Genomic DNA, 11,875 nt, shown 5'->3' on the forward strand with positions numbered 1-11,875 from the left:
GACTGGGCACGTCCGTCTACGGCTGCGGACTGGGCACGTCCGTCTCCACTGCTCACGCGGACGAAGCCGCGAGCGTCGCGACACGGCAGTGTTGTCGTCTTCGTGAGCGATCGTCGCGCGGAACGCCCTCGAATCTCGTCGGTGTGCAACTGAGACCACAGCTCAGTTCGTCCGCGGTGCAAACCGTGTAACTCGGTTCGGTCGCGGGCGACACGCCGCGCTTCGACGACGGTGTCACCCGCTCAGAGCGATAATCAGGCGGTGAATAGCGGGGATATGGTAGTGATAACAAACTGAGTGAAGGGTGATTACCAATCCGTTCGAACAGACCGAGAGGGGATCTGTGGCTGCCGCACACGAAGTCGAGTCATGAACGCTATGGAGGAGATCACGAAAGACGAGGTATTTGAGGTGTTGAGTAGCTCACGCCGACGACTAATTTTGTACCACCTTCATCGACGCGGTGGTCAGGCAGAACTCCGGGACCTCGCCCGCGATACGGCGGAAGCCGAAAGTGACGGCGATGTTGACGACGGCGTGGTCAAGCGGTTCTACATCTCGCTGTATCAAACCCACATTCCGAAGCTTGAGGAGGTCGGCCTCGTCAGATACGACAGCGACAGCAAGACCGTGTCGTTGACGGAGAAGGTCGGAGACGTTGAACGCGTGCTGGACACGGAGTCCAAAGGCGGACGTCGGTGGCCGGTGTATTACGGCGCACTTGCGCTCTTCGGTAGCGCGCTCGCCGCGGTCCAGCTATTCGGCGGCGCGCCGCCGGAGACGAGCCTCCTGTTCGCCGCCGCGCTGCTGTTGCTCGCGGGATATCAGTATTACGAGACGGAAATGAAAGCGCGTGAGTATCACTTTCTCGAACGGTTGATAAGTGACTGAATCTCGAACGGCTGCTAAGTGACAGAACCGCCGTCCGGCGCGGTCACCGCGCGCGCTGTAACCCGACGATCGCAAGAATACCGAGCACACTGAGAAGCGTCCAAGCGGCCGGCGGGACGGTCGCGAGCGGGCCAATCCCGAGAGTGCCGATCGTGACGATAGCCACGACCGCTCCCGCGACGGCGGGAATCGTCCACGTCCGGTCCGTGCCCGTGCCCTTGGACTCGCTCTGTTCGTCCTCGTCGAGCGGTTCCATGTATTTCAACAGCTGCGTCACAGACGCTTGGAGCTCGATCGTCCCGCGGTTTTTCTCGTAGCTGATCACTCCGAGCGAGTCCATCTTCGGAAGGTGACACTGGTAGAGTCCGATGTAGACGCGCTTGCGCTGATCCGAGGAGAGCTGTCGGACGGTGATATCGTTCTCTTTCGCCGCGATGTGTTCGGCGAGATCGTTCAGATCCGAGTACCCGTCATGTTCGCGTAAGTACTGAATAACCATCCGGCGTCGCCTGTTTTTCAACAGATCGAATATTTCGCCTTTGGTTAACTCCGCGCCGCTCGAGCGAGAGGTCTTGCCGATATCCTTGAGGTTGGAGATATCGGTCTCGGTCGCCTCCGCCGCCGTTTCACTCGCTGATTCTCCGCTAAGTGACCCCGTTTTCCCCGCTGACATGGAGACGTATACACACCCACCTATGTTAGATATACAGAAACTAACGGCCGTCGAAACCGCTAATACGATATTATAACGTAATGAAAGTGCTGTCTACGAATGCTTGAAGAGGGCCTTCAGGTACGGCGGTTTATCGCATCAAAGACTGATTGATACGAGATTAAGCCAGTATTTATCGACCGATCGAAGCCCGCACGAGGCGGCGACGTCATCGCAGCGCGTCGTCGAGGCAGTTCTCGTGTGGAATGGTACCATCTGACGATCACTGCGATTAGCTACCGAATTTGCGCATCCGGGTGACCCGTTCTCCGGGCGTTCACTTCCCGCAGCGAGCCGAGTTCCGCCGTTCGTTAGCAGATGTATACTCTTTGGTCGTCCGGCAGTGGTGTCGGTAATGAGTCATCAGGTTGCGGTGATCGGAACTGGAGCAGATCCGGAGACGCGCGATCGTGACGGGTACGCGATGGCGTATCGCCACGCCTCCGGCTATCAGCGGCTGGAAAACTGTACGATCGTCGCCTGCGCGGACATCATTCGAGAGAACGCCGAGGCGTTCGCCGATCACCACGACGTCGACAACGTATACGAGGATCACGAGGCGATGCTCGAAGAGGCGGAACCCGATATCGTCAGTATCTGTGTCCCTCCGGCGATTCACGCCGATCTCGTCGTCGATAGCGCCGAAGCACCGTCGGTGCAGGCGGTTCACTGCGAGAAGCCGATGGCGACGACGTGGCAGGACTGCAAGCGGATGGTCACCGTCTGTGAACGCGAAGGCGTTCAACTCACGATCGATCATCAACGACGTCTCTCTGAACCCGTTCGCCGGGCGAAGTCGATGCTCGATTCGGGCCGGATCGGGGAGCTGAAGCGACTCGAATGGTCGGAGGTCAACCTCTTCGACGCGGGGACACACCTGTTCGATCTGTGTGACCACTTCGTCGACGGCGCCCGTGCGGAGTGGGTTCTCGCCGCTGTCGACTGCTCACACGAAAACCGGTGGTTCGGAGCGCTCAACGAGACGCGGGCGATCGCTAACTGGCGATACGCCGACGGGACGATGGGGTTCGCCTCGACCGCCGAGGAGGGAGACACCGTCGTCGAGCCCTACCTCCGGATCGTCGGAGAGGAGGGCGCTATCGAGATCCAAGCCGAAGACGGGACGGCGCTTCGGATCCGAACCGACGGGGGCTGGAAGGCGATCGACACGGACGAGAACGTGTACGGGCCAACCCCGGGACTCCCCAGCGCGGCGCTGCGGAAAGCGACCGGATACCTCCCGGGCGTCAACTGGCCGCCGGCCCCGCAGACGCATTACGAGCGCGCGATCGAACACCTCGTCACCAGCCTCGACGGCGGCGAGGAGCCGATCATTTCGGGACGTCGCGTCCTCCGAGGAACCGAACTGACGTTCGCGAGCTGGGAGTCCGCGCGCCGGCGCGGGCGAGTACACCTCCCCTTGGATATCAGCGGTAACCCGCTCGAAAAGATGTTCGAGGCGGGGCAACTCGCCGGGCTCTCGAAGTGATCTCCGGGTGGTCTCCGAGCGGTCTCCGAGCGATCTCGAAGCGGCGTCCGCGCGCTCCGCGTCTGAGCGACGGCACATCCGGTAACTAATCCCGATGGAGAACGTATACTGAGTATGTGGCCTTGGGAACACGTGCTGTTCGCGTACGTTTTTTATTCAGTGTATATCCACGTGCGCTACCACCGTCGTCCGAGTGACGCGCCGGTCGTTGCGCTCGCGTTCGGCTCGGTGCTCCCGGATCTCATCGACAAGCCCCTGGCGTGGCAGTTCAACGTGTTCGAGGGCGGGTACGCGCTGGCACACTCCGTGTTCTTCGTCGTTCCCCTCGCGGCGGTCGTCTACCTGTACGCGAAGCGCCGCGGTCGCGGCGCCATCGGGGCCGCGTTCGGTGTCGGCTACCTGTTCCACCTCGTCGGCGACGTGCTTCCGGTGTCGCTCGCGCGCGGTTCCCTCGATCTCACGCCGATGCTGTGGCCGATCGCGGGTGCACCTCGGTCCGCCGACCGGGCGAGTCGGTCGTTTCTCGACGGCGTGTACACCCTCCTCGTCGAGTACATGTCAGAGCTCGCGACGCTCAATCTCACGTCGGTTATCGCCCTCCAGATCGGATCGCTGGTCTTCGGGCTCGTCCTGTGGGCGTACGACGGCTTCCCCGGGCCTCGGATCCTGCTTCGGTGGATACGGGTGCGCGGGCGGACAGCGGTCCGCCAGTGAGAGGAGCACTCGGGAAGCGCGGCGAAGTCCCGCTCAAAGCGGTCGCCCGCGGAGCAGCGCGATTCCCTTCCAGATCGCTGCTTCCGGGTCGTCCGGATCGTCGTCCTCGAAGACGACCCACTCAGCGTTCGAGCGGGCGGCCGCAGCTAGAACCTCGGCTGGATCGATGAGCCCGTCCCCCGGCGTAACCGACCGGAACGCGGGCGGGAACTCCCTCGTCTGCTGGACGTCGGCGAGGTGCACGAGCGACAGCCGGTCGCCGAGGCTCTCGATCGCTTCGGCGGGGTCGTATCCGCCCGCAGCGACCCATCCGGCGTCGATTTCGAAGGTTACCGCGGCAGTCTGATCGACGAGCCGACCGAACCCCGTTTGATCGAGCGACCGATCCTCCGCCACGAGCCACCGATCGGCGGCTTCGGCGACCAGTTCCCAGACGAACGCGGGTGCGGGTATCGACGATACGGTTCCGAGCCCGTATCGATCTAACGGCGGGAGAAACGGCTCCCGCGAGGTGTGGTACCCGAGTTCGATCCCGCGGGAATCGAGGCGTTCGGCGAGCTCGTCCAATCTCGACGCGAGACGGTCAACGGTCGCTGTCGTTCGAAACAGGTGCGCCCCGAGGTGGGGAACGATAACCCGATCACAGCCGACGAACTGGCATCGATCGACGATCGGCTCGACGTTTCGTTCGAGACGTAACAGGTCCACGTGGGCGGCGACCGGCACCACGCCGGTCTCCGTGAGCGCGCGTTTGACGGCTTGCGGGTCGGTATCGAGAAACGCACCAGCAAATTCGACTCCCTCGTAGCCGGCGTCCGCCACGTATCGGATCACCTCGGGCAGCGACGCGTCGATCGATCTGACGGTGTGCAGCTGGATGGCCGGTCGAGGACCCTCGGACGCTTCGGCAGCAGTCGCGGCGGTGTGGCTCATTGCCGGACGTTCACGCGAAAGCCGATAAGTAATGGAGGCCCTATCGTGAGACCGATTCTCTGTGTCCGAGGGGTTCCGCACCGTACGCGAGGAGCGCTCACCGCTTCGCCGAAACGTGGACGCCGATCGACCAGTGCTCGTTGGTGAACACGTTCGGGTAGTTGACGTTGCCGTCGACCGCACAGAACCACCGCCCGTCGACGTACCACGGGTCGACGTGGTGCATCCGTCCGGCGTTCCACCCGAGGTGTGCTCCGGTGCCTTCGAACACCGGCGATGCGGACAGCTCGCGGTCCGAGAACGACTCCCGATCGAGTGACGTCAGCTCGTACGCGTGGACGCGCTCGCCGTACAGGTTTTCGCAGTCCTGGTAGAAGACGACGACCCGCTCGTCGGTGACGACCGGGCGCCCGGCGGGACGAGCGGCCGTCGGTCGGTCGACGACGACCGGGTTCTCCGGATGCGGATTCCAGTCGTCGCGGCGGAGGCCGTCCGACCAATAGAGGTGCGTGCCGTCGATGGCGTCGTCTCCGACGAGCATCCACCACGTGTCGTCCCAGCGGAACACGACCGCGTCGTCGGTACCGTGGTCTCGCGAAACGGGAACCGCACATCGCCGCCACTCGGTCGGGAAGTCGACGGCTTCGTACAGCTCCACCGTCTGGTCGTCGGCGCCACCGGTTTCCGGGACCATGTACTGTTGCCCCTCCCAGTCGAACACGTACGGGAACGAGAGGTGTTGTTCGGTCGCGAGCACGACACCCTGATACTCCCAGTCGAATCCGTCGCGACTCGTCGCGTGAGCGATGACCGCGTCGGGCTCCCGGTCACCGTTGAAGACCTCGAAGAACATGTGCCACCGCTCGCCGTCGGGGTAGAGGAACGGGTCGGCGACGAAGTCCACGTTCCCGAAGTCGGTCACGTCCTCGGCGGTCATCACCGGGTGATACACGGTGAAACCGCCGCTTCTCAGTTCGTTCGGATCGAACCGCTTGCGTCCTGTAGACGCATGCTCCGTCGGAGGGGGTGGTCGAACGCGATCCGTCGGACGCTCGTCGGTGCCGGCAATTTCGGAGAGGTAACGCGGCGCGTAGTGATTGAGGGCCTTCCCCATGAGCCAAGCGGCGCGGACCGTTTCTGGGCGTCGTTTAAGCGGTGTAAGTATCTGGGGCATGATACGCGTAGGACGTGCGGCTGACGGGGTTTAGTTAGTTCTTGGATTAGTTACATCAATGTGAGCCTGAAGGATATTCTGTGGGATCTCTGCCGACTCGAAGGATATTCTGTGAGATCACGGCCGATTCGAGGGAAATTCCGTGGAAGCGCTAGTCGTACCCAACGGCCTGCGCGTACACGCGAAGTAGCTCAGCGCACGCGTCGTTTCACCCCCGAGCGCGCGCCGGGCTGATCGGTTGCGGGCTCGATATCAGGGATCTGGCACCAGGCCCACGATAGCCGGTGACGTTCTCCCCGCCGTAAACGACGGAATGCTCTCCTCGAAGGAAGGTAGTAGATCCCATCCGGCGTATCTCCAGCGGTCTGCCGTCGACCGTCGGTGATCTCGGCGGACGTTATTTAGGGAATAACAATCGCCTCTACCGACCCGGTTGGAGACAGATGATCCGCACTCTGAGTATCGGCGTGAGTGGACGGCGCCGACAGGAGTCAGGTGGCGTATGAAGGATCGACTCCTCGAACTTCTCAAACGACTGGTACCGGGGGGGTCGGTCGTGCAACGGACGGTGAAGAGTGGCGTCTGGGTGTCCGCGACGAAGATCTCGCTTCGGGCCTCACAGCTGCTGATGCTGGTGATCCTCGCTCGACTGCTCGCCCCGCGCGACTTCGGACTGATGGGAATCGCGCTGCTGACGCTCTCCGCGACGCGACGGTTCACGGACATCGGCATTAACGCGGCTCTCATTCAGGACAAAAAGGACAACGTCGACGAGTACCTCAACACGACGTGGTCGCTCGAGATCGGACGCGGGCTCCTGTTGTTCGCCTTCTTGTTCGTCAGCGCGCCGACGATCGCTTCGGTGTTCGGCGAGCCAGACGCAGCCCCCATCCTCCGCGTGCTCGGATTGATTCCGGTCCTGTATGGCCTCCGAAATCCGGCCGTCGTCTATTTCCAGAAGGATCTCACCTTCCACAAGGACTTCGTGTATCAATCCAGCGGCGGGCTCGTTCAGTTCGTCGTCGGTGTCGGCTACGCGCTGTACTCGCCGACGGTGTGGGCGCTCGTCTTCGCGTCGGTGGCGAAAACGGCGACCCTGTTCGTCCTCTCGTACGCCTTGCACGGATATCGTCCGTGGCCGACCTTCGAGGTAGCCATCGCCAAGAAGCTCATCCATTACGGGAAGTGGATCACCGCGAGCTCGCTCGTCGGCTTTCTGTACAGCGAGGGTGACGACGCCTTCGTCGGGTGGTTTCTGTCTGCGACGTCGCTCGGGTTCTACCAATACGCGTATCAGCTGGCCGATACGCCCGCGTCGGAGGTCTCCGGGGTGATCTCGAAGATCACCTTCCCGGCGTACTCCAAGCTGCAGAGCGACCTCGGCGAGCTTCGATCCGCGCTACTGCAGACGACGCGGCTCACCGCGTTCGTCACGTTCCCCATCGCGTTCGGCATCGCGCTCGTCGCCCCGAGCTTCGTCCCCGCCGTGCTCGGCGAGGAGTGGCGGCCGATGATCCGGACGATGCAGATACTGACGATGTACGGACTCCTCCACTCGATCACGCGAAACTTCGGCGCCGTGTGGAAGGCGCTCGGCCGTCCGGATTACGTCGCTAAACTCGGGTTCTTACGCGTGTGCTGTATCGCGATCCTGATCTGGCCGGCGACCGCCCGATGGGGAATAGAGGGGACCGCGCTCGTCGTCGTCGGCGTCTACCTGTTTCCCATGCTGCCGATCGACGTGTACCTCGCCGCAGACATCGTCGAGGGGCGCTCCGCCCAGCTGTACGCCGAATACCTGTACCCGTTCATCGCGGCGTCGGTGATGTTCGTCACGCTGCGGTCCGCGGCCAACGCGGTCGACGTGTCGCCGCTCGTCGAGTTCGCCGTGCTCGTTCCGTCGGGCGCGATCATCTACTTCGCCGTCGCGTACCTCCTCGAGTGGCAGTTCGATTGGGGGATCAAACAGAACCTTCGTACCATCTCCGACGGGCTCAGATGACCGAGAGACGCCGGGAGTCGTCCGACGGTGTGACGGTTGCATCGAATCACCTTCAGGGGAGTAATCACCGAATTAGGTGACGTTAGCTTCCGTATAGTAAGGCCAAGCACCATCGAAAAGAAGGACAACGGAATGAACTTCGAGCACCATGTCATCGACGACTCCCCGCCGAGCGGGCGGCTATTCGTCTGCGAGCCGACCGACATCACCGGGAACGGGGTCCCCGATCTCATCGTCGGTGGGGCAGGCTCCGAGGCGCTGCCCGTCATCGGCGATCGGAGTATCCCGCTAATCGGCCGGCTATTTCGGCGACTGGAAACGGACCTCTTCTGGTACGAGAACCCCGGACCGGACGCACCGAACGGGACCTCGGAGTGGGAGCGCCACAGTATCTTTCCCAAGTCTGGGCTTCACATCCTCGGCGGGACGATCGGCGACGTGAACGGGAACGGTCGCGCGGACGCGATCGTGGGACAGGCGTTCGGCGGCAGCGACATCTACTGGTTCGAACAGCCGACCGACCCCACACAGCAGTGGACGAAGCGGCTGATAGCGGACGATTTCTCGAAGTACCACGACCTCGCGTTCGGCGATGTCGACAACGACGGTGAACCCGAGGTGGTCGGCTGCTCACAGGAGAGCGAAACGATATTCTACTACGACGTTCCGGACGACCCCACGCGTTCGCCGTGGCCGGACGAGTGCCTGACGGTAATTTGCGAGGAGACCAGCGACGAAGGACTCGCCGTCGTCGACATCGACGGCGACGGAAACAACGAGCTGATCGCGGGTACCTCGATATACCGCCAGATCTCCGACGGGAATCAGGCGCAAAACGGTGGACGTACGGGTGACGGCGTGGCGGCGGGATGGAGTTCGGAGTCGATCGTCGACGGGTGGGACTGGACGCGCGTCGCCGTCGGCGACGTGGACGACGACGGGGAGCTCGAGGTGGTGTTCACGGAGGGCGATTCGCCGCTGCTCGGGACCCACATGGGCCGTCTCGGCTGGTTCGATCCGCCCGACTGGGAGCCGCACGTGCTCGACGACGACCTCTACTGCCCGCACACGGTCCAGCTCGCCGACTTCGACGGCAACGGGTCGCTCGACATCTACGTCGCGGAGATGGGACTCGGGGAGAACGACGAGTCGGCACAACACCTGCTCTTCCGGAACGAGGGCGGCGGCGAGTTCAGAGAGACCGTCGCCTCAGTCGGCGTCCCGACTCACGAGGCGAAGGCGGTCGACGTCGACGGTAACGGTCGGCCCGACATCATCGGGAAGTCCTACGAGCCGAACGTCCACGTCGACGTGTGGTACAACGAGCCGTGAGCACTGAGAATGTCACTACGTTCACAATCATTCGCTCGGATCGGTTCGGCGCTCGACGAGTTGCTCGACAGCGAAGCGGAGCGAGACGAGGGAGACCCACACGACGACCCGCCGCTCGTCAGCGTCGTGATCACGACGTACAACCGTCCGAACTATCTCCGAGAGTCGGTACAGAGCATCCTCGCACAGACCTACGAGCCGATCGAGCTCGTCGTGGTCGACGACTGTTCCGACACGCCGGCGACGGAGACGTTATCGGACGCGGACCTCTCTTCGCTATCGGCGTCGACGTGCGTTCGACACCGGTCGAACCGCGGCGCGAACGCGGCGAGGAACACCGGAATCAGAGCCAGTTCGGGGAAGTACATCGCGTTTCTCGACGATGACGACCGCTGGAAACCGGAGAAAGTCGCTCGACAGGTCGAGGCGTTCGAGGCGGCTGACGACGACGTCGGCGTGGCGTACACCGGAATCGAGACGATCCGTAAAGAGGGGCACGGGGTGGAGATTCCACCGCGTATCGACGGCGACCTGACGAAGTCGCTCCTCTGCCGGAACGATATCGGAACGATGTCGGTCGTGATGGTGCGTGCGACCGTGGCGAACGAAATTTCGTTCGACGAGGAGTTCGAGGCGTGGGCCGACCTCGAGTGGTTCATCAGGCTGTCCACGGCGGTCGAATTCGTCAGGATACCCGAGCCTCTCACCGTGTACGAGTACACCTCGCACGGCCGCCTCAGTGATGACTTCGAAAAGAAGCGACGGAGCTACGAGCGGTTCCTCGACCGGTTCGACGACCTCGCCGCCGAGTACGGCTGGCTGTTCCACCGAAAGATGCGCGCGTGGGCCGCGTTCCGCGTGGGCTCGGCCGCACTGTACACCGGGCATTACGCGGAGGCTCGTCGCTACCTGTCGGTGTCCGTTTCGAACTACCCGTTCGAACCCCGATTCCTGAACTACTGGGTCGTGGCGCTGGGTGGTGGGCGGACCCACCGTCTCGCGAGGCGGCTCTCGAAGGCGGTCAAGTCGCTCGCTCGAACGTTGCCTACGTGAGCACGCTGCGTTCTCGAACCGTGCCAGTGACGACCTCGATGAGTTCCGAGACCGTCTCGGGTTCGAGACGGTGGTCGCCCGTATTTCCCGTCTCGTTAATCGCCGGATAGCTTTGTCCCGTGGCTCCTACTCCCGTCGTATGTTCGGCGACTCGACTGCCCGGTATCGAGGGCAGGGACTCTCTTTGGACCTGTTGCTCGCGCTCGTGATGACAGCCGTCGTTTGGGGGTTCATCCTGTTTGGGGCTGAATCGAATCCGCTACAGCTCCTAATCGGCGTGCTGTACGTCGTGTTTCTCCCCGGATACGCGTTCGTGGCGGTACTGTTCCCTTCTCGGTCGAGCGAATCCACCAACAGCCTGTCTCGAATCGCGCTCAATCGAGAGCGTCCGAAGGCGATCACGATCACGGAACGGGTCGTGCTCTCGGTCGGCATGAGCGTCGTTCTCGTTCCGTTCGTCGGCGTCGTCGCTCACTTCTCTGGGTGGGGTGTCGCTGCAGAGACTATCGTCGCGCTTGTCGGCGTACTGACCGCCGTGTTGTCGCTTGCTGGCATCGCGGCCCGGCTCCGGCTTCCGCGGGATCAGCGGTTCGGACTCGTCTCTGCGGACCCCTTGCGACGAGTACACGCCTGGGTGTTCGACAGGAACGACACCCGAGAAGTCGCCCTCAGCGCCTTCGTCGTCGCCGGACTCCTGATCGCGGTCGTCGGCATCGGGGCCGCCGCCGCGTTGACACCGAACGGCGAGCAGTACACGGAGTTCTATCTTCTCGGCGAAGACGAGGGGGCGGACGATTCGATCGCCGACAACTATCCGAGCGAGATCGTCGGTGGGGAGTTCGGACCGATGCAGCTCGGCGTAACCAACCAAGAGGGGGGTGAACGAACCTACACGGTCGTCGAACAGGTCCAACGAACCGACGGAACCGGCGCGGGGACAGCTGTCGTCGCGAGCAGGGACACGGACCAGTTCGAGGTGACCGCTGCGCACGGCGAGACCGTCGAACGGGCCGTCTCGGTCGAGCCGACGCTCCGCGGCGGCAACGTACGGGTCGTGTACCTGCTGTACGTCGGAGAACCGCCGGAGGACCCGGACGTCGACTCGGCGTACCGCACCACGCACGTGTGGATCGAGACGGGCGAGTGACTGAGACTGACGAGCGGCGACGCTCAGTTACGGGCGACTCGCGCGATCAGATCACGGCTATGACCTGTAGATAGACGACGTAGGCGAAGCCGACGAAGCAGGCGCCGATGAGCGGGTGGACCCATCGCCACCACTTCGGCGGATCTCCCCGGGGATGATACAACTGTGTGACGGCCAACAGGCCGATGAAGCTCAGAATAAAGAAGACTGTGACGGAGAACAGACCGAGCAGGAGCGTCCCGGCGAGAACGAGGAGCATCCAGACGATCTGTGCGGTGGCGACCTCCTCTAAGCTGTACGCGTACATACTCTGTGTAGCGTCTCCCCGGCTGGTTGTTATACTCGTCATAAGCACACTCCGAGGTTATCCACCGCATTTCCCCGATCGACTCCGCCCGTGTTGTCGTTCGCCCTCTGTCGCGTTAGTA

The 11,875-nt window shown here is 62.8% G+C and carries 11 protein-coding genes; 7 read left to right on the forward strand and 4 right to left on the reverse strand.

Annotated features, from left to right (window positions below):
• The first annotated feature begins 378 nt into the window (after positions 1–378).
• The gene (locus tag ACNSN4_RS15005; RefSeq protein ID WP_418286650.1) at positions 379–891 is read left to right on the forward strand and encodes a DUF7344 domain-containing protein; all 513 of its coding nucleotides are present in this window, start codon (positions 379–381) and stop codon (positions 889–891) included.
• Between the two features lie 43 nt (positions 892–934).
• Here the strand turns inward: ACNSN4_RS15005 and ACNSN4_RS15010 are convergent, their stop codons facing one another.
• Positions 935–1,564, reverse strand: coding sequence for a DUF7344 domain-containing protein (locus ACNSN4_RS15010; protein ID WP_418286651.1), 630 nt, complete (start codon positions 1,562–1,564; stop codon positions 935–937).
• 394 nt (positions 1,565–1,958) lie between these two features.
• Between ACNSN4_RS15010 and ACNSN4_RS15015 the strand changes: the two genes are divergently transcribed.
• Both ACNSN4_RS15015 and ACNSN4_RS15020 read left to right on the forward strand, forming a co-directional pair.
• Positions 1,959–3,092: a Gfo/Idh/MocA family protein gene (locus tag ACNSN4_RS15015; protein WP_418286652.1), complete on the forward strand. Its 1,134-nt coding sequence runs from the start codon at positions 1,959–1,961 to the stop codon at positions 3,090–3,092.
• Between the two features lie 114 nt (positions 3,093–3,206).
• Positions 3,207–3,806 (forward strand): metal-dependent hydrolase, encoded by a 600-nt coding sequence (locus ACNSN4_RS15020; protein WP_418286653.1) that lies wholly within the window; start codon positions 3,207–3,209, stop codon positions 3,804–3,806.
• 33 nt (positions 3,807–3,839) lie between these two features.
• Here ACNSN4_RS15020 and ACNSN4_RS15025 read toward each other — a convergent pair whose 3' ends face one another.
• Together ACNSN4_RS15025 and ACNSN4_RS15030 are read right to left on the reverse strand one after the other, a co-directional pair.
• Positions 3,840–4,739, reverse strand: a complete 900-nt coding sequence (locus tag ACNSN4_RS15025) for a sugar phosphate isomerase/epimerase family protein (protein WP_418286654.1) — start codon at positions 4,737–4,739, stop codon at positions 3,840–3,842.
• A gap of 97 nt (positions 4,740–4,836) precedes the next feature.
• Positions 4,837–5,913 (reverse strand): glucosamine inositolphosphorylceramide transferase family protein, encoded by a 1,077-nt coding sequence (locus tag ACNSN4_RS15030; protein WP_418286655.1) that lies wholly within the window; start codon positions 5,911–5,913, stop codon positions 4,837–4,839.
• A gap of 502 nt (positions 5,914–6,415) precedes the next feature.
• On the opposite strand from ACNSN4_RS15030, the gene ACNSN4_RS15035 reads away from it, so the two are divergent.
• The 4 genes from ACNSN4_RS15035 to ACNSN4_RS15050 all read left to right on the forward strand — a co-directional run bounded on the left by ACNSN4_RS15035 (position 6,416) and on the right by ACNSN4_RS15050 (position 11,447).
• Positions 6,416–7,915, forward strand: a complete 1,500-nt coding sequence (locus tag ACNSN4_RS15035; protein ID WP_418286656.1) for a lipopolysaccharide biosynthesis protein — start codon at positions 6,416–6,418, stop codon at positions 7,913–7,915.
• Between the two features lie 132 nt (positions 7,916–8,047).
• A complete protein-coding gene (locus ACNSN4_RS15040) occupies positions 8,048–9,247 on the forward strand; it encodes an FG-GAP repeat domain-containing protein (protein ID WP_418286657.1) in 1,200 nt (399 codons plus the stop codon).
• Between the two features lie 9 nt (positions 9,248–9,256).
• Entirely contained in the window at positions 9,257–10,300 is a 1,044-nt protein-coding gene (locus ACNSN4_RS15045; RefSeq protein ID WP_418286658.1) for a glycosyltransferase, read from the forward strand.
• A gap of 139 nt (positions 10,301–10,439) precedes the next feature.
• Positions 10,440–11,447, forward strand: coding sequence for a DUF1616 domain-containing protein (locus ACNSN4_RS15050; RefSeq protein WP_418286659.1), 1,008 nt, complete (start codon positions 10,440–10,442; stop codon positions 11,445–11,447).
• Between the two features lie 46 nt (positions 11,448–11,493).
• On the opposite strand, the gene ACNSN4_RS15055 is transcribed toward ACNSN4_RS15050, so the two are convergent.
• Complete coding sequence (locus ACNSN4_RS15055; RefSeq protein ID WP_418286660.1) at positions 11,494–11,754, reverse strand: DUF8044 family membrane protein; 261 nt, start codon at positions 11,752–11,754, stop codon at positions 11,494–11,496.
• Between the last annotated feature and the right edge of the window lie 121 nt (positions 11,755–11,875).

Source organism: Halorubrum marinum, from assembly GCF_048381195.1.
Taxonomy (GTDB): domain Archaea; phylum Halobacteriota; class Halobacteria; order Halobacteriales; family Haloferacaceae; genus Halorubrum.

What these genes read in the sequence shown, in the direction of transcription:
- ACNSN4_RS15005 (WP_418286650.1), top strand. Translation starts at nt 379, where the DNA reads ATGGAGGAGATCACGAAAGACGAGGTATTTGAGGTGTTGAGTAGCTCA.
- ACNSN4_RS15010 (WP_418286651.1), bottom strand. Translation starts at nt 1,564, where the DNA reads ATGTCAGCGGGGAAAACGGGGTCACTTAGCGGAGAATCAGCGAGTGAA.
- ACNSN4_RS15015 (WP_418286652.1), top strand. Translation starts at nt 1,959, where the DNA reads ATGAGTCATCAGGTTGCGGTGATCGGAACTGGAGCAGATCCGGAGACG.
- ACNSN4_RS15020 (WP_418286653.1), top strand. Translation starts at nt 3,207, where the DNA reads ATGTGGCCTTGGGAACACGTGCTGTTCGCGTACGTTTTTTATTCAGTG.
- ACNSN4_RS15025 (WP_418286654.1), bottom strand. Translation starts at nt 4,739, where the DNA reads ATGAGCCACACCGCCGCGACTGCTGCCGAAGCGTCCGAGGGTCCTCGA.
- ACNSN4_RS15030 (WP_418286655.1), bottom strand. Translation starts at nt 5,913, where the DNA reads ATGCCCCAGATACTTACACCGCTTAAACGACGCCCAGAAACGGTCCGC.
- ACNSN4_RS15035 (WP_418286656.1), top strand. Translation starts at nt 6,416, where the DNA reads ATGAAGGATCGACTCCTCGAACTTCTCAAACGACTGGTACCGGGGGGG.
- ACNSN4_RS15040 (WP_418286657.1), top strand. Translation starts at nt 8,048, where the DNA reads ATGAACTTCGAGCACCATGTCATCGACGACTCCCCGCCGAGCGGGCGG.
- ACNSN4_RS15045 (WP_418286658.1), top strand. Translation starts at nt 9,257, where the DNA reads ATGTCACTACGTTCACAATCATTCGCTCGGATCGGTTCGGCGCTCGAC.
- ACNSN4_RS15050 (WP_418286659.1), top strand. Translation starts at nt 10,440, where the DNA reads ATGTTCGGCGACTCGACTGCCCGGTATCGAGGGCAGGGACTCTCTTTG.
- ACNSN4_RS15055 (WP_418286660.1), bottom strand. Translation starts at nt 11,754, where the DNA reads ATGTACGCGTACAGCTTAGAGGAGGTCGCCACCGCACAGATCGTCTGG.